At 66.8% G+C, this 18,992-nt stretch carries 13 protein-coding genes and 1 pseudogene; 7 read left to right on the forward strand and 7 right to left on the reverse strand.

Going from position 1 to position 18,992, the window contains the following annotated elements; all coding sequences use genetic code 11:
- Positions 1-50 precede the first annotated feature (50 nt).
- Entirely contained in the window at positions 51-947 is an 897-nt protein-coding gene (locus ACIPXZ_RS03180) for an Lrp/AsnC family transcriptional regulator (protein WP_400590687.1), read from the forward strand.
- 18 nt (positions 948-965) lie between these two features.
- Here ACIPXZ_RS03180 and ACIPXZ_RS03185 read toward each other — a convergent pair whose 3' ends face one another.
- Positions 966-3,074 (reverse strand): type IIA DNA topoisomerase subunit B, encoded by a 2,109-nt coding sequence (locus ACIPXZ_RS03185; protein ID WP_400590688.1) that lies wholly within the window; start codon positions 3,072-3,074, stop codon positions 966-968.
- A 210-nt stretch (positions 3,075-3,284) separates the two neighbouring features.
- On the opposite strand from ACIPXZ_RS03185, the gene ACIPXZ_RS03190 reads away from it, so the two are divergent.
- Positions 3,285-3,503, forward strand: coding sequence for a hypothetical protein (locus tag ACIPXZ_RS03190; RefSeq protein WP_400590689.1), 219 nt, complete (start codon positions 3,285-3,287; stop codon positions 3,501-3,503).
- 107 nt (positions 3,504-3,610) lie between these two features.
- Here the strand turns inward: ACIPXZ_RS03190 and ACIPXZ_RS03195 are convergent, their stop codons facing one another.
- The 3 genes from ACIPXZ_RS03195 to ACIPXZ_RS03205 are packed head-to-tail and all read right to left on the reverse strand — an operon-like array spanning position 3,611 to position 7,192.
- The gene (locus ACIPXZ_RS03195; RefSeq protein WP_400590690.1) at positions 3,611-4,528 is read right to left on the reverse strand and encodes a MaoC/PaaZ C-terminal domain-containing protein; all 918 of its coding nucleotides are present in this window, start codon (positions 4,526-4,528) and stop codon (positions 3,611-3,613) included.
- Positions 4,525-5,862 carry a 3-oxoacyl-ACP reductase gene (locus ACIPXZ_RS03200; RefSeq protein ID WP_400590691.1) on the reverse strand — a complete coding sequence of 446 codons (1,338 nt, stop codon included), beginning with the start codon at positions 5,860-5,862 and terminating at the stop codon, positions 4,525-4,527. The genes ACIPXZ_RS03195 and ACIPXZ_RS03200 overlap by 4 nt, the downstream gene beginning before the upstream one ends.
- 28 nt (positions 5,863-5,890) lie before the next feature.
- On the reverse strand, positions 5,891-7,192 hold the full coding sequence (locus ACIPXZ_RS03205; protein WP_400590692.1) for an acetyl-CoA C-acetyltransferase: 1,302 nt from the start codon (positions 7,190-7,192) through the stop codon (positions 5,891-5,893).
- Between the two features lie 93 nt (positions 7,193-7,285).
- Here ACIPXZ_RS03205 and ACIPXZ_RS03210 point away from each other — a divergent pair, with 93 nt between their 5' ends.
- Together ACIPXZ_RS03210 and ACIPXZ_RS03215 are read left to right on the forward strand one after the other, a co-directional pair.
- Positions 7,286-8,059 carry a TetR/AcrR family transcriptional regulator gene (locus tag ACIPXZ_RS03210; protein ID WP_400590693.1) on the forward strand — a complete coding sequence of 258 codons (774 nt, stop codon included), beginning with the start codon at positions 7,286-7,288 and terminating at the stop codon, positions 8,057-8,059.
- Positions 8,052-10,130: an acyl-CoA dehydrogenase gene (locus tag ACIPXZ_RS03215; protein ID WP_400590694.1), complete on the forward strand. Its 2,079-nt coding sequence runs from the start codon at positions 8,052-8,054 to the stop codon at positions 10,128-10,130. Before ACIPXZ_RS03210 ends, ACIPXZ_RS03215 begins: the two co-directional genes overlap by 8 nt.
- 71 nt (positions 10,131-10,201) lie before the next feature.
- On the opposite strand, the gene glgA is transcribed toward ACIPXZ_RS03215, so the two are convergent.
- Positions 10,202-11,404 (reverse strand): glycogen synthase, encoded by a 1,203-nt coding sequence (gene glgA, locus ACIPXZ_RS03220; RefSeq protein WP_400590695.1) that lies wholly within the window; start codon positions 11,402-11,404, stop codon positions 10,202-10,204.
- Between the two features lie 102 nt (positions 11,405-11,506).
- Here glgA and glgC point away from each other — a divergent pair.
- The 3 genes and pseudogenes from glgC to pepN all read left to right on the forward strand — a co-directional run.
- Positions 11,507-12,859: pseudogene (gene glgC / locus ACIPXZ_RS03225) on the forward strand (glucose-1-phosphate adenylyltransferase); the annotation flags it as partial.
- A 187-nt stretch (positions 12,860-13,046) separates the two neighbouring features.
- Positions 13,047-14,498: an SDR family NAD(P)-dependent oxidoreductase gene (locus ACIPXZ_RS03230; RefSeq protein WP_400590696.1), complete on the forward strand. Its 1,452-nt coding sequence runs from the start codon at positions 13,047-13,049 to the stop codon at positions 14,496-14,498.
- A gap of 41 nt (positions 14,499-14,539) precedes the next feature.
- Positions 14,540-17,140, forward strand: coding sequence for an aminopeptidase N (gene pepN, locus ACIPXZ_RS03235; RefSeq protein WP_400590697.1), 2,601 nt, complete (start codon positions 14,540-14,542; stop codon positions 17,138-17,140).
- Between the two features lie 60 nt (positions 17,141-17,200).
- Here pepN and ACIPXZ_RS03240 read toward each other — a convergent pair whose 3' ends face one another.
- Together ACIPXZ_RS03240 and ACIPXZ_RS03245 are read right to left on the reverse strand one after the other, a co-directional pair.
- Positions 17,201-17,908 carry a Type 1 glutamine amidotransferase-like domain-containing protein gene (locus ACIPXZ_RS03240; RefSeq protein WP_400590698.1) on the reverse strand — a complete coding sequence of 236 codons (708 nt, stop codon included), beginning with the start codon at positions 17,906-17,908 and terminating at the stop codon, positions 17,201-17,203.
- Positions 17,905-18,960, reverse strand: coding sequence for a biotin/lipoate A/B protein ligase family protein (locus ACIPXZ_RS03245; protein WP_400590699.1), 1,056 nt, complete (start codon positions 18,958-18,960; stop codon positions 17,905-17,907). Before ACIPXZ_RS03245 ends, ACIPXZ_RS03240 begins: the two co-directional genes overlap by 4 nt.
- Between the last annotated feature and the right edge of the window lie 32 nt (positions 18,961-18,992).

Here is an 18,992-nt window from a genome sequence, read left to right on the forward strand (position 1 = left end):
CCCATTCAAAGAGCATCCCAAGGTATCTGGGCGAAGTGGCCTGAGTCACCATGGACTTCGACACACAGCTCATCAGAGCCCTCCAGGAAGACGGGCGAGCCAGCATCCACGCACTCTCGGAACGGCTGGGGCAGTCCCGCGCCACGGTCTCGGCCCGGCTGCGCACGATGGTCTCAGACGGCACGGTGCGCGTCGTGGCCGCGGTCGACCCCGGGTTCCTCGGCCAGCACGTCCTGGCCCACGTCTCCATCCGAGTGGACGGCCCGGCCGCTCCCGTCGCCGTGCGTCTCGGCGAACTCCCGGAGACAGTCCTGGTCTCGGCCGTGGCCGGCGTCTATGACCTGGTGACCGAGGTCCGGCTCGCCACGATGCCGGCGTTGCACGACCTTCTGGCCCGGATCCGGGCCATCCCCGGGGTCAATGACATCAACACGCTCATCTACACGAGCATTCTCCGGGGCTTCTTCGTCTCCGAGTACCGGGGCGGCATCACCCTCGACGGAATCGACTCCGCTCTGATCGAACAGCTCCAGCTCGACGGGCGCACGAGCTACCGGCGTCTCGGCGAGATCGCACGGCTCTCCCCCTCCGCCGTCGCGAGCCGCGTACAGCGACTCGTCGAGGCGGGAGTGATCAAGATCAGCGCGGTCGAAGGACGGTCCCTGAGTTCACGGCAGCTGTCCATGGGCATCGGTCTCAACCTCGCCGGGCCTGGCCAGGAACTCGTCGAAGAACTCCGCGGCTGGCACGGCGTCGAATTCGCCGCGCTGACACTCGGCCGCTTCGATGCGGTCATCACCCTCGGAGGGCCGACCGCCGGGGCACTGCACGCGAGCCTGGAGCGCATCCGGTCCCTCGCCGGCGTCGAACGCACTGATTCGTGGCAGCATCTGGCCGTGTTCAAAGAGGACTACGCGCGCACGCTGCACGCCCGGCCTGCCCACTGACGGCCGGAACACCGCCGCTCAGGCGTCGATGCGTTCCCGGTCGAGCTGCTGAGCACCCGCGACGATGAAGTCCTTGCGCGGTGCCACATCGGAGCCCATGAGCAGCTCGAAGACCCGCTCCGCCTGCTCCGCACTGTCGATGCTGACCCGCCGCAGGGTGCGGTGCCGGGGATCCATCGTGGTCTCGGCCAGCTGGTCCGCGTCCATCTCGCCCAGACCCTTGTAGCGCTGAATGGGCTCCTTGTAGCGCTTCCCGTCCTTCTCAAGCCGGGCCAGCAAGGTGTGCAGCTCCTGCTCCGAGTAGGTGTAGATGAACTCATTGGCCTTGGACCCGGCATTGACGACTTCGACACGGTGCAGCGGCGGCACCGCGGCATAGACCCGGCCAGCCTCCACAAGAGGCCGCATGTAGCGGTAGAAGAGCGTGAGCAGCAGCGTCCGGATGTGCGCGCCGTCGACGTCGGCGTCCGTCATGAGCACCACCTTGCCGTAGCGTGCCGCGTCCAGATCGAAACTGCGTCCGGATCCCGCACCCACCACCTGGATGAGCGCCGCACACTCCGCATTGGAGAGCATGTCCCCCACCGAGGCCTTCTGCACGTTCAGGATCTTGCCACGGATGGGAAGCAGCGCCTGGAAGTCAGAGGAGCGGGCCAGTTTGGCCGTGCCGAGGGCCGAATCGCCCTCCACGATGAAGAGCTCGGAACGCTCGACGTCGGAGCTGCGGCAGTCCGCGAGCTTGCTCGGCATCGTGGAGGATTCCAGCGCGTTCTTGCGCCGCTGAGTCTCCTTGTGCACCCGCGCGGACACGCGGGACTTCATCTCGCTGACGACCTTTTCCAGAAGCAGCGAGGCCTGCGCTTTGTCGTTGCGGTTACTGGAGGTCAGCCGAGAGGTGATCTCCTGCTCCACCACACGGGAGACGATCGCCCGCACTGCCGGCGTGCCGAGCACCTCCTTCGTCTGCCCCTCGAACTGGGGTTCGGCCAGACGGACCGTGAGGACGGCCGTGAGGCCCGCCATCACATCGTCCTTCTCGACCTTGTCGTTCCCAGCTTTCAGCTTGCGGCTGTTCAGCTCGACCTGCTTGCGGAAAGTCTTCAGGAGCGCCTGCTCGAAACCCGAGAGGTGCGTCCCGCCCTTCGGAGTGGCGATGATGTTCACGAAGGTACGCACGGTGGTGTCATAGCCGATGCCCCAGCGCAGCGCGACATCCACCTCGCAATGCCGTTCCACTTCCGCCAGCTGGCTGTGGCCGTGATCGTCCAGCACCGGGACGGTCTCCTTGAAGGTGCCGGAACCGTTCAGCCTCCAGATGTCCGTCACGGGGGCGTCCGCGGCCAGGAAGTCCGCGAATTCGGACAGTCCGCCATCGTGATGGAAGACCTCCTCGTGCGGCCCGTCTTCACCTGCGGTCCCCGGCAGGCGGCGCTCATCACGGACCGTGATCTTCAGACCCGGGACGAGGAAGGATGTCTGGCGGGCGCGTCCGGCGAGTTCGTCATAGGAGAAGCGCGCATCGGGAGTGAAGATCTGGCGGTCCGCCCAGTAGCGGACCCGCGTGCCGGTCACTCCCCGCTTCGCCTTGCCGACCACGTCAAGGGTGGAGTTCTCGACGAAGGGGGTGAATTTCGCCTCCGGGTTGAGCTTGCTGCCGGTGTCCGCGAAACGTCCGGGCTCGCCACGCCGGAAGGACATCTGGTAAGTCTTGCTGCCACGGTCGACCTGGACATCCAGCCGCGCGGACAGCGCGTTGACCACTGAGGCGCCCACACCGTGCAGACCGCCGGAGGCATTGTAGGAGCCGCCTCCGAACTTTCCGCCGGCGTGCAGCTTGGTGTAGACGACCTCGACGCCGGTCAGCCCGGTCTTCGGTTCGATGTCGACGGGGATGCCGCGGCCGTCATCGTGGACCTCCACGGAGTTGTCGGCGTGCAGGATGACCTTGATGTCATGCCCGAAACCGGCGAGGGCCTCGTCCACCGAGTTGTCGATGATCTCCCAGAGGCAGTGCATGAGGCCGCGGGAGTCATTGGAGCCGATGTACATGCCGGGGCGCTTGCGGACGGCTTCGAGCCCTTCCAGGACGGAAAGATGCCGGGCGTTGTATTCGGAAGCGGGTGACACGGGCTGCGAACTCCTTCAGGGACCTCAAGACGCTCTTCCCAGGATATGCCGCCGCGCGCCCCGGCCACCGCAGGCGCACCGCGTCAGTAGCCCTCGCCGTTGCGCCAGGCCGCAGGAGACTACGCGCTGAGCGAAAGATGCCGTTTTGTGGCATGCGGAGCGGGCCCGTGCTGGTTATATGGATGTACAGATCTATTGAAGGAGGCCCTCATGTCAACAGCAATCGCGGAACGTACGCTCAATGCGGCTGACCGTTGCGACCGTTGTGGCGCCCAGGCATTCGTCCGGGTGGTACTCGAGGCCTCCGGTGGGGAACTCCTTTTCTGCGGGCACCACGCCCGCGCAGTGGAGGCCAACCTCCGCCCTCTGAGCCGCGAGTGGCACGACGAGACGTCCCGGCTCCTCGAGAAGGAACCGGTCACCGAGTAGCGCCACGTCGTTCCAGACGCGAAGTGCCCGGCACCCTGAGGTGCCGGGCACTTCTGTGTCAGAAGCCGGGCCGGCGAACAGGCGGACCGGCCTGTCTGACGAGGCGCTCAGTCACGCAGCGGCTCGATGGTGCCGTGGAAATGCCGCCGGGCGCTTTTCTCATTCCAGGCTTGGAATGAGGTCCCACCCCAGGAACCTTCCTCGTCCTGGCGGTCCGTGATCCTCACCGCAACGGAAGACGGCAGGTACACCGGCGCCTCGAAGAAGACCTGCCAGGACACCCCGGCATCACCATCGTGACCGGACTCGGCCAGAACACGGGCCACCGAGTACATCCCGTGCGCCAACGAGGTCTTCATTCCCAGCGCCTTGGCGCTCAGAGAGCTCAGGTGGATGGGGTTGAAGTCGCCCGAGACCCCGGCATACTCCCGCCCGGTCTCAACACCGAGCCGCCAGCGCCCCGTGGGGGTCGGCTGGGTGAACGGCTCCCGCTCCGCCACCGCGGACGGCTTGTCGACGCCTGGGAAGAACACCCCTTTGGCGAGGTACCGGGACCGTCCGTGCCACAGCAGCGCGCCTGTGTCCGCGGAGGACACCTCCGCCACCATGTCCACCGTCGTGCCGGTCCGGTGCCCGGCAAGAGCCTCGGCGTGGGCGCGGACAGTCAAGGGCATGCTGAACGGAACGGCTTCGTGGTGCTCGACGTGGTTCTCCAGGTGGACGAGGCCCAGCAGGGGCAGCGGGAAGTCCTCCCGGGTCATCACGCTCATGGCCACCGGGAAGGCCAGGGTGTGCAGATAGGCCGAGGGCAGTTCATCTCGCACCGTGGCGTGCATCAGCCGTTGGAACGCGGTGAGATGCTCCAGGTCCACGGACAGCGCCGGCAGCTCGTGTACGACGTCGGGCAGCGTCTGTGCGCCGGGGCGCTTCCGCACGCGCTGACGCGCCGCCGAGGCTGCGGCGTTGAGGTACAGCCTCGGCAGTGCGGGCGCGGCCTGAAGCACGACCGTCTGGCGGCCGTTCATGCCCCCACCAGATTCTGTCCGCAGACCCGGAGCACCTCACCGTTGACCCCGCCCGCCGATTCACTGACCAGGAACGCGATCGCCTCGGCGACGTCCTGCGGCTTCCCGCCCTGCTGCAGCGAGTTCAGGCGGCGGGCCACCTCGCGCGTCGCGAACGGGATCCGGGCCGTCATCTCGGTCTCGATGAACCCCGGGGCGACAGCGTTGATGGCTCCACCGCGTTCGGCCAGTCGAGGCGCCGTGGCCCGTACCATCCCGATGACCGCCGCCTTGGACGCGCCGTAGTTGGTCTGGCCACGGTTGCCCGCGATCCCCGAGGTCGAGGCCAGGCTGACGATCCTGGCTCCTTCCGCGAACAACGGCGAGGCCAGGAAGACCTCGTTCATGCGCAGCTGGGAGGAGACGTTCACAGCGATCACGCTGTCCCAGCGGGCCGGATCCATATTGGCCAGCAGCTTGTCCCGGGTGATGCCGGCGTTGTGCACCACGATGTCCAGCTTGCCGAAGCGGGTTCCGGCGAGTTCGAGGATTCTGTCCGCTGCGTCCTCGGCGGTGATGTCCACCTGGAGCGCGACACCCCCGACCCGGTTCGCGGTGGCCGCCAACTGCTCTCCCGCCGCAGGGACGTCGACCAGGATGAGCTTGGCGCCGTCTCGGCTCAAGGTCGCCGCGATCGACGCGCCGATGCCACGGGCGGCCCCCGTCACGACGGCGACCTTTCCGTCAAGCGGACGCACGCCGCCGTCGGGCACGGCCTGCGCGTCATCGACCCGGAGGAACTGCCCGTCCACGAACGCGGAACGCGCCGAAAGGAAGAAGCGCAGCGCACCCATGGCCGAGGAGGCACCGGCGTCGACACCTTCGCGCAGGATGACACCGTTTGCCGTCGCACCGGCACGCAGTTCCTTGGCCAGCGAACGGGTGAAGCCGTCCACCGCCTGGCGGGCGGCCGCCGTCGCCGGGTCGTTCGCCGTCGCCGGATCGCGTGAGACCACTACGACGCGGCCGGACGCCTTGAGCTGCCGGAGCAGCTGACCCGCTGCCTGCACCGGGGCCGAAAGCGCTGACGGGTCGGCGAGTTCATCCAGCGCCAGCACGAGGGCTGCGATCTTCTCGGAACCACCGATGTTCCTGCGCACGTCCAGACCCCATCCCAGGAGCTGAGCCGCGATCGACTCGGCGCCGGAACCCGGCCCGAGGACCACGACCGGGCCCTCCAGCAGCGGGTCACCGGGGGTGTAACGGCGCAGCGCGACCGGCTGCGGGAGGCCCAGCTTGCGTGCGAGGTCGCGCCCGAAGCCGCCGCTGACGAATTGCGTGTACTTGTCTGTCATCTCCGTCTTCCTCTTCGTCTCGGCGGGCTCAGTAGGACTCGAGAATCGCAACGACGCCCTGACCGCCGGCGGCGCAGACGGACACGAGGCCACGGGCCGGCTTGCCGTCGACGGCGGCCTTCTCGTGGAGCAGCTTGGCCAGCGAGGCGACGATGCGGCCACCCGTCGCGGCGAACGGGTGTCCTGCGGCCAGCGAGGAGCCGTTCACGTTCAGCTTGGCCCGGTCCACCGCACCGAGCGGCGCGTCGAGGCCCAGCCTCTCCCGGCAGAACTCCTCGTCCTCCCAGGCGGCGAGCGTGCTGAGCACGGTGCCCGCGAAGGCCTCGTGGATCTCGAAGAAGTCGAAGTCCGCGAAGCTCAGGCCGTTACGGGCCAGCATCCGCGGAACGGCGTAGGCGGGGGCCATGAGCAGGCCCTCCTTGCCGTGCACGAAGTCCACTGCGGCGGCTTCGCCGTCCACCACGGTGGCCAGCTTGGGCAGTTCGCGCTCGTCGGCCCATTCCTCCGAGGCCAGCAGCACGGCCGAGGCACCGTCCGTGAGAGGCGTGGAGTTTCCTGCGGTCATCGTGGCCGGGGTGGGAAGCTGCTTCCCGAACACCGGGGACAGCTTCGCCAGTTTCTCCAGGCTCGTGTCGGCCCGCAGATTGGAGTCACGGCTGAGCCCGCGGTAGGCGGTGATCAGATCGTCGAAGAAGCCTCGCTCGTACGCCGCGGCCAGGTGCTGATGGCTTGCAAGGGCCAGTTCGTCCTGAGCCTCGCGGGTGATCCCCCACTGCGCCGTCGTGATCGCCTGGTGCTCGCCCATGGAGAGGCCGGTACGGGGCTCCCCCGTGCCGGGAGCGTTCGGGGCGAGGTCCTTGGGACGGATCTTCGAGAGAGCCTTGAGCTTCTGCTGGGTGGTCCGTGCGCGGTTGAGTTCCAGCAGTATGCGGCGGAGTCCCTCGCTCACGGCGATCGGGGCGTCGGACGCCGAATCGACTCCACCGGCGACGGCGGAGTCGATCTGGCCGAGCTTGATCTTGTTGGCCAGGCCGAGCACGGTCTCCAGACCGGTGGCGCAGGCCTGCTGCAGATCATAGGCGGGAGTGTCGGGGGCCAGTGCCGAGCCGAGCACCGCCTCACGGGTGAGGTTGAAGTCGCGGGAATGCTTCAGCACGGCGCCCGCGGCGACCTCACCGATCCGCTCCCCCTGCAGGCCGAAGCGGGCCACCAGACCGTCCAGAGCGGCGGTCAGCATGTCCTGATTGGACGCGCTGGTGTAGGCGCCGTTGGCGCGGGCGAAGGGGATGCGATTGCCGCCGACGACGACGGCCTTCCGTACGGTGGTCATGTTCCGCTCCGTTTCTGCGTGGCCCGGTGGCCGCTCGCTACAGTCTTCCTCGAAGAGTTACCGATACCCAGCGTACCTGATACGCTGGGTATCGTGAACCCGGTCACAGAGCAGACATCGCCTCTCAGCGCAGCCGCTGACGCCGCCGAGCCGCAGGGCACGGACGGACGCGCAGCCCGCTGGGAGAGCCACCGCCTTCAGCGCCGCACGGAACTCATCCGTGCCGCACGCCACGCGGTCCACGCCCTCGGCCCCGAGGCCTCCATGGAGGAGATCGCAGGCTCAGCCGGGACATCGAAGTCGGTGTTCTACCGCTACTTCGGCGACAAGTCCGGTCTTCAGCAAGCCGTCGGCGAAGTGGTGCTGAACCGGATGCAGTCACGGATCCGGGAAGCCGCGCAAGAAGCCCTCAACCCTGCCGAGGGACTCTTCGCCATGGTCAACGCCTATCTGCAAATGGCGGAGACCTCCCCCAACGTCTACGCCTTCGTCACCCAGCGCCAGCTGAACGAAGGCACCGGACCTGTTCAGGACGCGGCCTTCGGTCACTTTCTGAGTGCCGTGACGGACATGATCGCCGAACCGATGTCGGCCCTCCTCCGGGAGCAGGGCCTCCTCCTGGACTACTGGCCCCGCGCGGCCATCGGGCTCGTCCGTGCAGCGGGCGAACAATGGCTCATGAATCCGTCCGGACCGGACCGTCCCACCCGGCCCGAAATGGCCACCACCCTCACCGCCTGGCTCGTCGACGGAGTGCGCCCCATGGTCGCCGTCGGCCCCGCCTCGGCGGTATCGACCACCCACCAGCGTGCCGGCGCAGAGCGCGGCACAGCCCCTATCCCTGGAAAGGACGATCAGCATGACTGAAGCATTCCCGGACACCCGCCGCAACGGCGCGGGAACCGGACCGGAGGATCCCCGGGTGGACGTCGCCCTGCTGGGCGAGAAGCTCCTCGGCCGCTGGGCGGAAGTCCGGCACGAGGCACGCGCGCTGGCCGGCAAGGAGGAGTTCCACAAGATCGAGGGACTGACCCACACGGATCACCGAGCACGTGTCTTCGAACAGCTCAAGGGTCTGGTGGAGCACGGTGCGGTGCACCGCGCATTCCCCCAGCGCTTCGGCGGTGAGGATGACCACGGCGGCAACATCGCCGGTTTCGAGGAACTCGTGACGGCCGATCCGTCACTGCAGATCAAGGCGGGTGTCCAGTGGGGCCTCTTCGGTGCCGCCGTGCTGCACCTGGGCACCGCGACGCACCATGAGAAGTGGCTGCCCAGCATCATGTCCCTGGAGACGCCCGGCGCGTTCGCCATGACCGAGATGGGCCACGGCTCCGACGTCGCCAGCATCGGCACCACCGCGACGTACGACCCTGCGACGGAAGAATTCGTCATCCATACGCCGTTCAAGGCGGCCTGGAAGGACTTCCTGGGCAATGCGGCCAAGGACGGCATCGCCGCTGTCGTCTTCGCCCAGCTCGTCACCCAAGGCGTCAACCACGGTGTGCACGCCTTCTACGTGCCGATCCGCGATGCCGACACCAAGAAGTTCCTGCCGGGCATCGGCGGCGAGGACGACGGCGTCAAGGGTGGGCTGAACGGCATCGACAACGGCCGTCTGCACTTCAATCAGGTGCGCATCCCCCGCGAGAACCTGCTGAACCGTTACGGCGAGGTCGACGCCTCCGGCGCCTACAGCTCGTCCATCGCAAGCCCGGGACGCCGCTTCTTCACCATGCTGGGAACCCTCGTGCAGGGCCGCGTCTCCCTGGACGGCGCCAGTGTCGCGGCCAGCAAGATCGCCCTGGCATCGGCCATCCGCTACGCCACCCAGCGCCGTCAGTTCAACGCCGGCTCGCCCGTGGAGGAAGAGGTGCTGCTGGACTACCAGCGTCACCAGCGTAGGCTCTTCACCCGGCTGGCCACGACCTATGCGGCCAACTTCGCGCACGAACAGCTCCTCGAGAAGTTCGACGCCGTCTTCTCGGGCGCGGCCGACACCGATGAGGACCGCCAGGACCTTGAAACACTCGCCGCGGCGCTCAAGCCCCTGAGCACCTGGCATGCCCTGGACACCCTGCAGGAGTGCCGCGAGGCCTGTGGCGGTGCCGGCTTCCTGATCGAGAACCGTTTCGCCTCACTGCGCGCGGACCTCGACGTCTACGCCACCTTCGAGGGCGACAACACGGTACTCCTCCAGCTGGTCGCCAAGCGTCTCCTGGCCGACTATGCCAAGGAGTTCCGCAATGTCGACTTCGGTGTCATGGCCCGCTTCGTCGCGGCCCAGGCCTCCGATGTCGCGCTCAACCGGACCGGCCTGCGCCAGGTGGCACAGTTCGTAGCGGACACCGGTCTGCCGCAGAAGTCCGCGCTGGCTCTCAAGGACGAGGAGAGCCAGCGTAATCTGCTCACCACCCGGGTCCAGAGCATGGTGGCCGAGGTCGGTGCCGCGCTCAAGGGTGCCAACAAGCTGCCCCAGGCGAAGGCCGCGGCTCTGTTCAATGAGAACCAGGACCAGCTGATCGAGGCCGCCCGGGCTCATGCCGAGCTCCTCCAGTGGGAGGCCTTCACCGAGGGCCTTGCCGGCATCGAGGACGCCGGGACCCGAGAGGTCCTGACCTGGGTCCGGGATCTCTTCGGGCTCTCGCTGATCGAGAAGCACCTCTCCTGGTACTTGATGAACGGTCGCCTCTCGATGCAGCGCGCCCGCACCGTCGGCGACTACATCAACCGTTTGCTGGTCCGGATCCGCCCCCATGCGCTCGATCTGGTGGATGCCTTCGGCTACGGCCAGGAGCACATCCGCTCCACGGTCGGCAGCGGCGCGGAACTCACGCGGCAGGACGAGGCTCGCGACTACTACCGCTCCCTGCGAGCCTCCGGTGACGCACCGGTGGACGAGAAGGTCCTTCTCGAACGCAAGAAGAGGAACAAGTAACGCTCCACGCAGTTCGACGGCGGCGCGCTTCCCCGGGAGGGAGGCGCGCCGCCGTCGTCTGATGCGAAGACTCAGTCCTGAGGCAGCACCGAGCGGTAGACATCGAGCGTCGCCTCGGCGATCGAGTCCCAGGAGAAGTGTTCCTCGGCACGACGGCGGCCTGCCTCACCCATCCGGCGTGCACACTCCGGATCGGAGACGACCTCGTTCAATGCGGCGGCGAAGTCGTCGACGAACTTCTGCGGGTCCAGGGGCGTCCCGGTGCCGTCCGTGACCTGCTCGATCGGCACGAGCAGTCCCGTTTCACCGTGGGAGACGACCTCCGGGATGCCTCCCGTCGCGCTGGCGACGACGGCCGAACCGCAGGCCATGGCCTCCAGGTTCACGATGCCGAGAGGCTCGTAGATGGATGGGCAGGCGAAGGCCGTGGCGTGGCTCAGGACCTGGATCAGCTCGCGTCGCGGCAGCATCCTCTCGATCAGCACGACGCCGTCCCGCTCGGCCTGCAGCCGACCGATCAGTTCCGCCGTCTCGGCGGCCAGTTCAGGGGTGTCCGCTGCGCCCAGGCACAGGACGAGCTGCACCTCGGGGGCCAGCTGCTGCGCGGCGCGCAGCAGATAGGGGACGCCCTTCTGCCGGGTGTTCCGACCGACGAACACCACGCTGGGACGGGCAGGGTCGATGCCGAGCTCGCGTACGGCGTCGTCATCCGAGTCCTGCTTCCACAGCGAGACGTCGATGCCGTTGTGCACCACCCGGACCTTGGCCGGATCGACCCCGGGGTAGCAGCGCAGGATGTCCTGGCGCATGCCCTCCGAGACCGCGATGATCGCGGCGGCTGCTTCATAGGAGGTCTTCTCGACCCACGAGCTGAGCCGGTAGCCCCCGCCGAGCTGCTCGGCCTTCCAGGGCCGCAAGGGTTCCAGACTGTGGGCGCTGAGCACATGGGGAATCCCGTGCAGCAGCGAGGCCAGGTGACCCGCCATATTGGCATACCAGGTGTGCGAGTGGACCAGATCGGCGCCCGCCACATCCGGCACGATGCTCAGATCAACACCGAGCGTCTGCACCGCGGCATTGGCGTCCTTGAGCTCCGGCGGGGTCGCATAGCTGCTCACCGTGGCCCCGTGATAATCGCTCTCCCGGGGCTCACCGAAGGCATGGATGTGCAGCTCGACGTGCGAGGCGAGCACACGACTCAGCTCGGCGACGTGCACTCCGGCACCGCCATAAATATCCGGCGGAAATTCTTTGGAAACAATGTCGATTCGCACGTTTACAACGTAGTCCGAAGTGCCCATCTGATCTAGTGTGAGTCGTGTCTGGCGGTCTACATGACAGCCATCACACCCGGAGAAAACCCAGGAGTCCGAATCATGGCACCGAGAAAAGTCCTAGCAATAGTCCTGGCCGGCGGCGAAGGCAACCGGCTGATGCCCCTCACGGCTGACCGGGCTAAACCCGCGGTGCCGTTCGCCGGGAGCTATCGCTTGATCGATTTCGCCCTGTCGAACCTCGTGAACTCCGGCTATTTCCGCATCGTCGTGCTGACGCAGTACAAATCGCACAGCCTCGACCGGCATATTTCGGAAACCTGGCGCCTCTCGACCCAATTGCAGAATTACGTCGCATCCGTCCCGGCCCAGCAGCGCATCGGCAAGAGCTGGTTCCTAGGCAGTGCCAATGCCATCTACCAGTCCCTCAACCTGATCCACGATGCGCAGCCGGACATCGTGGTGGTGGTCGGGGCGGATCACGTCTACCGCATGGACTTCGAACAAATGGTCGCCCAGCACGTGGCCAGCGGGGCCAAAGCGACCGTGGCAGCCGTGCGCCAGCCGCTGGAGATGGCCAACCAGTTCGGTGTGATCGAGGTGGACCAGGAGGACGCAGGCAAGATCTCCGCCTTCGTCGAGAAGCCCGCCAGCACCCCTGGACTCGCCGCAGCGCCCGACCAGTTCCTGGCCTCGATGGGCAACTACGTCTTCGACGCGGATGCCCTGGTGGAGGCTCTGACGCTCGACGCGGAGCGCACCGACACCAAGCACGATATGGGTGGCGACATCATTCCGTACTTCGTCTCCCGCGGCGAGGCCGGCGTCTACGACTTCACGACCAACGAGATTCCAGGTTCCACCGAACGGGACAGGACCTACTGGCGCGATGTGGGCACCATCGATTCGTTCTACGACGCCCACATGGACCTGATCTCCCCCGTCCCGGTGTTCAACCTCTACAACCGCGACTGGCCGATCTTCACCCGCCAGACCATCTCGCCGCCCGCCAAGTTCGTCAAGGGCCGGAACAACACGGTCGGTACGGCGCTGGACTCGATCGTGGCCAATGGCGTCGTGGTCTCCGGCGGCATCGTCGAGGGATCGGTCCTCTCCACGGACGCCTACGTCGACGCCGGCGCGCGGGTGCTGGATTCGGTGCTCATGGACAATGTGGTGGTCGGCGAAGGGGCGATCGTCCGCCGGGCCATCCTCGACAAGAACGTCCGCATCCCGAAGGGCGCCACCATCGGAGTGGACAAGGAACTGGACGAGGCCCGCGGTTTCAAGGTCACCGAGTCGGGTATCACCGTACTGGCCAAGGGCCAGACCGTTCCCGAACCCGGTGAGGATGAGCTGGCGCTCTCCAAGAGCCTTCGAGGCACCGTGCCGGAGAGCGTGCGCGCCGCCGTCGAAGAGTACGACGATCTCAAGGCCGCCATCGACAAGGTCTCCCTGGTCCAGACCGAACGGCCCGTGCTCTCCGACCCTGTGACGCCGTCGGAAGACTCCGATGAGAGCGCTGAAACCGAGGAGGAGCAGGCCGTTTCGGCGCTCGGCGGGCACCCGTCCTGAGCCTGATCCTTGCGGGGTGAGACGGCCTGGGCCGACCCACCCCGCAAGGCCCACTAAAATGGGGGAAATGACCACTCCGGAACTCACGCCCGATGAGATCGAAGCCTGCCTCAAGGTGCTGAACACGATCCACGTCTACGACGAGGACCACCCGGATTACGTCGCGGTGCGGCGCGCCACCGGAAAGATGTTCAAAGCCGTCAAGCGGCATCGGCGCAATGAGAAACGTGACGCCATGGCTGCCGCGGATCGTGCCGTGATGGCGTTGACTGCCACGGCGGCTCCAGACCGGATCGACGACGAGACCCGCGGGAACAAGCTTGCGAGCTCCGCCACGGGAGAGATCGCCGGACACCTGCTCCGCTCGCGGCCGTGCTACATCTGCAAGCAGCACTACACCCAGGTGGATGCCTTCTACCATCAGCTCTGCCCTGACTGCGCCGCCATGAGTCACGCCAAACGCGATGCCCGGACGGATCTGACGGGCCGCCGCGCGCTGCTCACCGGCGGCCGGGCCAAGATCGGCATGTACATCGCCCTGCGTCTGCTGCGCGATGGCGCGCACACCACCATCACCACCCGTTTCCCCAAGGACGCTGCCCGGCGCTTCGCCGCCATGGAGGACAGTGCCGACTGGCTGCACCGTCTGAAGATCGTGGGCATCGATCTGCGTGACCCGTCGCAGGTGATCTCCCTGGCGGACTCCGTCGCAGCGGCCGGACCGCTGGACATCATCATCAACAATGCGGCGCAGACCGTCCGCCGATCGGGCAACGCGTACAAGCCTCTTGTGGACGCCGAGGACGAGCCGCTCCCCCTCGCCTTGCAGTCCGCCCAGGGCGGACCTGAGCTGGTCACCTTCGGCCACGCTCACGACAAGCACCCCCTGGCTCTGGCCACGAGTGTTCTGGAGCATCCGGTACTCGCCGGGGACGCCGTCACTTCCCTGGCCCTCTCCACCGGATCCGCCTCCCTGGAACGCATCGCAGCAGGAACCGCCATCGACGCCGGTGGCCTGGTCCCCGACCTGGCCGCCGTCAACTCCTGGACCCAGGTGGTGGACCAGGTGGATCCCCTGGAGATGCTGGAAGTCCAGCTCTGCAACGTCACCGCACCGTTCTTGCTGGTCAGCCGTCTGCGGGAGACGATGCGGCGCTCGACGGCGCGTCGCAAGTACGTGGTCAACGTCAGCGCGATGGAAGGCCAGTTCGGCCGCCAGTACAAGGGCCCGGGACACCCGCACACGAATATGGCGAAGGCCTCTTTGAACATGATGACCCGGACGAGCGCCGGTGAGATGTTCGAGGAGGACCAGATCCTCATGACGGCAGTCGACACCGGCTGGATCACGGATGAGCGTCCTCACTACACCAAGGTCCGCCTCATGGAGGAGGGATTCCATGCGCCTCTGGACCTTGTGGACGGAGCCGCTCGGGTCTACGACCCGATTGTGATGGGTGAGGCCGGCGAGGACCAGTACGGGGTCTTCCTCAAGGACTACAAACCCTCCCCCTGGTGAGAACCGCCCGGCCTGCCCCGTATGCATGATTGAATATTCGGGTGCAAAACCACAATCTCACACGCAATGAAGCACAGGAACGATCAGCGGCGGTCCGTACTCTCAGCTACGACGTCACCCTCGATGTCCGGGACGCCGAGGACCCGGCCGTCTCCTGGTTCCCCAGTGAAAGCGTCATCACCTTTGAAGCCGAGCCCGGCTCAGCGACCTTCCTGGACTTCATCGGAGAGAGCGTGGAAGCGGTCTTCCTCAACGGGAAGAAGCTCTCGATCGACGACGTCGTCGACGGCAGCCGGATCAAGCTGCCGGAGCTGCGCGAGCTGAACCAGGTCACCGTCCTCGCTCACGCCCTCTACAGCCGTTCCGGCGAGGGCCTGCACCGTTTCGTCGACCCTGCGGATGGGAAGACCTACCTTTACACCCAGTACGAACCCGCCGACGCGCGCCGTGTCTTCGCGAACTTCGAGCAGCCCGACCTCAAGGCCCGCTACACCTTCCACATCACGGCCCCGGCTCACTGGCACGTGGTCTCCAACGGCGTCGAGACCTCCCGGACACCTCTGGCCAGCGATCTTCAGGCGGCCCGCTGGGACTTCGCCGAGACGCTCCCCCTGAGCACCTACATCACCGCGGTGCTTGCCGGTCCCTACTTCCGTGCCTCTGATGCGTGGACCGGGCAGACATCCGACGGCGAGACTCTGCACGTGCCGCTGGCGCTCTACTGCCGCGCTTCCCTCTCCGCTTCCTTCGACACGGAACGCCTCTTCGAACAGACCAAGCGGGGACTGGCGTTCTTCAACGAGCTCTTCGACTACCCGTACCCCTGGGGCAAGTACGATCAGGCGTTCGTGCCGGAGTACAACCTCGGCGCCATGGAGAATCCGGGCCTCGTGACGTTCACGGAGGAGTATGTGTTCTCTTCCAAGGCCACTCAGGCGCAGTACGAAGGCCGGGCCAACACGCTGCTGCACGAGATGGCCCATATGTGGTTCGGCGATCTGGTGACCATGCGCTGGTGGGACGACCTCTGGCTGAAGGAGTCCTTCGCGGACTTCATGGGGACCCTCGGTGTCGACCGTGCGAGCGAGTTCACGACCTCCTGGGTTAACTTCGCAAATCAGCGCAAGGCCTGGGCCTACGTCCAGGATCAGCTGCCCACGACGCATCCGATCGTCGCGGACATCACCGATCTGGAAGCCGCCAAGCAGAACTTCGACGGCATCACCTACGCCAAGGGCGCCGCCGTCCTCAAGCAGTTGGTCGCCTATGTGGGCTTCGACGCCTTCATCGAGGGCGCCCGCCGTTACTTCCGCAAGCACGAGTTCGGGAACACCACCCTGGCGGATCTCCTGGACGAACTCGACGCCGCCTCCGGCAAGCAGCTGGGCGAATGGTCCAAAGCATGGCTGGAGACCTCCGGGATCTCGACGCTGCGCCTGGAAATCCAGGACGAGGACGGCACGATCACATCCGCCGGGATCGTCCAGGAGGCTCACGATCCGGTGACCGGCAGGACCACGCCCCGCCCGCACCGGCTCCGGCTCGGCCTCTACGACCTCGACGACGACGGCCTGCTCGTCGCGACGGAAACCCTCGACCTGGAGGTGGACGGAGCCGAGACCGAGGTTTCCGCCCTCGCTGCGCGCAAGCGCCCGGCATTGGCCCTGCTCAATGATGAAGACCTGAGCTACGCCAAGATCCGCCTGGACGACGCCTCCTACGAGACCGTGACCCAGAGCCTGGACGCCCTGCAGGACCCCATGGCCCGTGCCCTCTCCTGGAACGCCGTATGGAGCGCCACCCGTGACGGCATCCGGCCGGCCGAGGAGTACATCCGGATGGCCATGCGTTTCGCCCATACGGAGCCCACCATCGGGGTCCTCCAGTCCGTGCTCAGCAACGCCGTTCTGGCCGTCAACCACTACGTCCCGGCCGCCGGCCGTGCCGGGTTGCGTGATGAACTGACCCAGACCGCCGTCGCACGTCTTCAGGACGCCGAGGCCGGATCGGACGCACAGCTGGCCTGGGCACGCTGTGTCATGGCGCTCAGCCTGCACAGCACGAAGGCGCTGCACCTCCTCACCGGTCTGCTGAACGGCGGGCAGCAGGTGGACGGCCTCGCTCTGGACACCAAGCTCCGCTGGGCGGCCTTGGAGGCGCTGGCCGCGCACGGTCGACTGGACCAGGCCGCGCTCGACGCCGAACTGGCGCGCGAGGACAACGCCGACTCCCGCGCCGGTCACGCCATGGCACTGGCCGCCCGCCCCACGGCGGAGGCGAAGGCGGCCGCGTGGAAGGCCAGCGGGGCGGATACCGAACTGTCCAACCGCAATCTGAGTGCCACCATCGCCGGCTTCATGACCGGCAGCCTTGCACTGCTCGCTCCGTACGAGGAGCGGTACTTCGAGGGGCTCACCACCGTATGGACGTCGATGAGCATCGGGATGGCCAGCCGGGTGGTCCTCGGGTTCTTCCCGGGTTCCCAGGATCTCGCCGCCGGGCAGGCACCTGAGACGCATCCGACCGCGCTGCGGTGCGATGCGTGGCTCGCGGCGAACCAGGATGCGCCGCGCGCACTGCGCCGTCTCATCATCGAGGAGCGCGACAAGCTGCTCCGCTCGCTGCGGGCCCAGGCGGCCTGATAGCGGCACGTGATGTCCTGGGCCCGGCAGCCTGGCTGCCGGGCCCTTGCCGTCAATGCCTCAGGAGAGGAGTCGCAACGGGATCTCCCGTTCGACGGCCGAGCCGCTGCCATCGGGTTCCACCCGGAAGGCCTGACGGCCCGGCTGTTCACTGATCCCGTCCACGAGCACGCCGTCCTTGAAGATCAGGGCGGCATATTCATCCGCCGCGTAGCCGCCGCCCAGGGCACCGGAACCGACCCAGCCGAGGTACCGCTCGCGACGGAGTGCTTCCCCCAGGTAGTGCGGGCAGGCACTTCCGGGCACGAAACCCAGGCCGTCGTTCAGTGGCGCCAGCGGGCCGAAAGAGTCTGTGGACGAGGAGTCGAACCAGCAGTTCATGCCCGCGCTGATACCCGCGAGCACCGTACCCTGCTCGGCCGCATGTTCCAGGATCTCCGGCAGGCCGTGCCGTCGCCAGAGCTCCAGGAGGTTCACCGTGGAGCCGCCACCCACGTAGACGACGTCCTGCTCCAGGAGCAGCTGCGGGTCCGAGTAGCCCCAGGGTTCCCGGCAGAAGAGCGAGAGCACCGAGGTCTCTGCCCTGCCACGGAAGGCGTCTTCGAAGCGACGGCAGTATCCTTCGGCGTCGCCGCTGGCTGTCGGGACGAAACAGACGGATGGACGTTCCTTGCCGCTCAAGGCGAGAATCTCGTCGTCGATGAGCGAGGCGCCGTCGTCGGACATCGAAAATCCGCCGCCGCCGAGCGCGATCACGGTGCCTCTCATGGCACCCGGTGAAGCCACTCGGGGGTTGCGAACTTCGTGGCGGCGAGTTCGCGGGCGGCGGCCAGTTCGGTGTCGTCCACAGTGCTGCGGACCGCACTGTAGCGCTCCTGGAAGACTTCCATCATCACCTCGATGATGGCCAGGCGGTCCAGGCCCGCCTGCCGCTTGAGCGGGTCCACTCTCTTCTTGGCGCTGCGGGTGCCCTTGTCCGAAAGCTTCTCCTGCCCGATGCGCAGCACCTCCACCATCTTGTCCGCATCGATGTCGTAGCTCATGGTGACGTGGTGGAGCATTCCGCCATTGGCCAGGCGCTTCTGGGCGGCCCCGCCGATCTTGCCCTGGTCGGTGGCGATGTCATTGAGCGGGACGTAGCGGGCGGTCACCCCGACCTTGGCGAGGGCTTCCAAGACCCAGGAGTCCAGGAAGGCATAGGAAGCCTCGAAGCTCTGCCCGTCCACCAGACTTTGCGGCAGATACAGCGAGTAGGTGATGCAGTTGCCGCCCTCCATGAACATGGCTCCCCCACCGCTGATGCGGCGCACCACGTTCACCTGATGCCGGGCGACACCTTCGGGGTTGAGTTCGTTGCGGTACGACTGGAAGCTGCCGATGACGACGGCGGTCTCCTCCCAGTCCCAGAACCGCAGCGCAGGGCGCCGGCCATCGCCGACGGCACGGGTCAGCACTTCGTCGAGTGCGACATTCACCTCGGTGGGCAGGACCGTGGGCGGGATGACCTCCCACTCATGGTCCCACCAGGTGCTGGCCAGGCCGAGCGCACGCCGGACCGCCGTGGCGACGCCCTCCGGCGTGATTCCGAAGAGCTGGGTGTTCACCGGCAGCGCATCGCGGATGCGCGCGGCGAGGACGGCCGAGGCGGCGTCAGTGGGGGCGCCGAGCAACGCACTGTTGATGGCATCGAGTGCCTCGTCCGGTTCGAGGAAGAAGTCGCCGCTGATCGAGACCTTCTCCAGCACTCCACCGGCCGTCTGGAGGTCTGCGACCACCAGCTTTCCGCCCGGAACCTTGAATTCACCATGATGCGTGGACATGGTTTCAAGCCTAGTGGCCCAAGGGACCGCGC

Origin of the sequence: Arthrobacter sp. NPDC090010, assembly GCF_044748305.1 — a bacterium.
Classification (GTDB): Bacteria; Actinomycetota; Actinomycetes; order Actinomycetales; family Micrococcaceae; genus Arthrobacter_E.

Coding starts and splice junctions, on each gene's coding strand:
- ACIPXZ_RS03230 (WP_400590696.1), top strand. CDS start 13,047: ATGACCACTCCGGAACTCACGCCCGATGAGATCGAAGCCTGCCTCAAG.
- ACIPXZ_RS03215 (WP_400590694.1), top strand. CDS start 8,052: ATGACTGAAGCATTCCCGGACACCCGCCGCAACGGCGCGGGAACCGGA.
- ACIPXZ_RS03195 (WP_400590690.1), bottom strand. CDS start 4,528: ATGAACGGCCGCCAGACGGTCGTGCTTCAGGCCGCGCCCGCACTGCCG.
- ACIPXZ_RS03190 (WP_400590689.1), top strand. CDS start 3,285: ATGTCAACAGCAATCGCGGAACGTACGCTCAATGCGGCTGACCGTTGC.
- ACIPXZ_RS03245 (WP_400590699.1), bottom strand. CDS start 18,960: ATGTCCACGCATCATGGTGAATTCAAGGTTCCGGGCGGAAAGCTGGTG.
- ACIPXZ_RS03200 (WP_400590691.1), bottom strand. CDS start 5,862: ATGACAGACAAGTACACGCAATTCGTCAGCGGCGGCTTCGGGCGCGAC.
- ACIPXZ_RS03240 (WP_400590698.1), bottom strand. CDS start 17,908: ATGAGAGGCACCGTGATCGCGCTCGGCGGCGGCGGATTTTCGATGTCC.
- ACIPXZ_RS03180 (WP_400590687.1), top strand. CDS start 51: ATGGACTTCGACACACAGCTCATCAGAGCCCTCCAGGAAGACGGGCGA.
- ACIPXZ_RS03205 (WP_400590692.1), bottom strand. CDS start 7,192: ATGACCACCGTACGGAAGGCCGTCGTCGTCGGCGGCAATCGCATCCCC.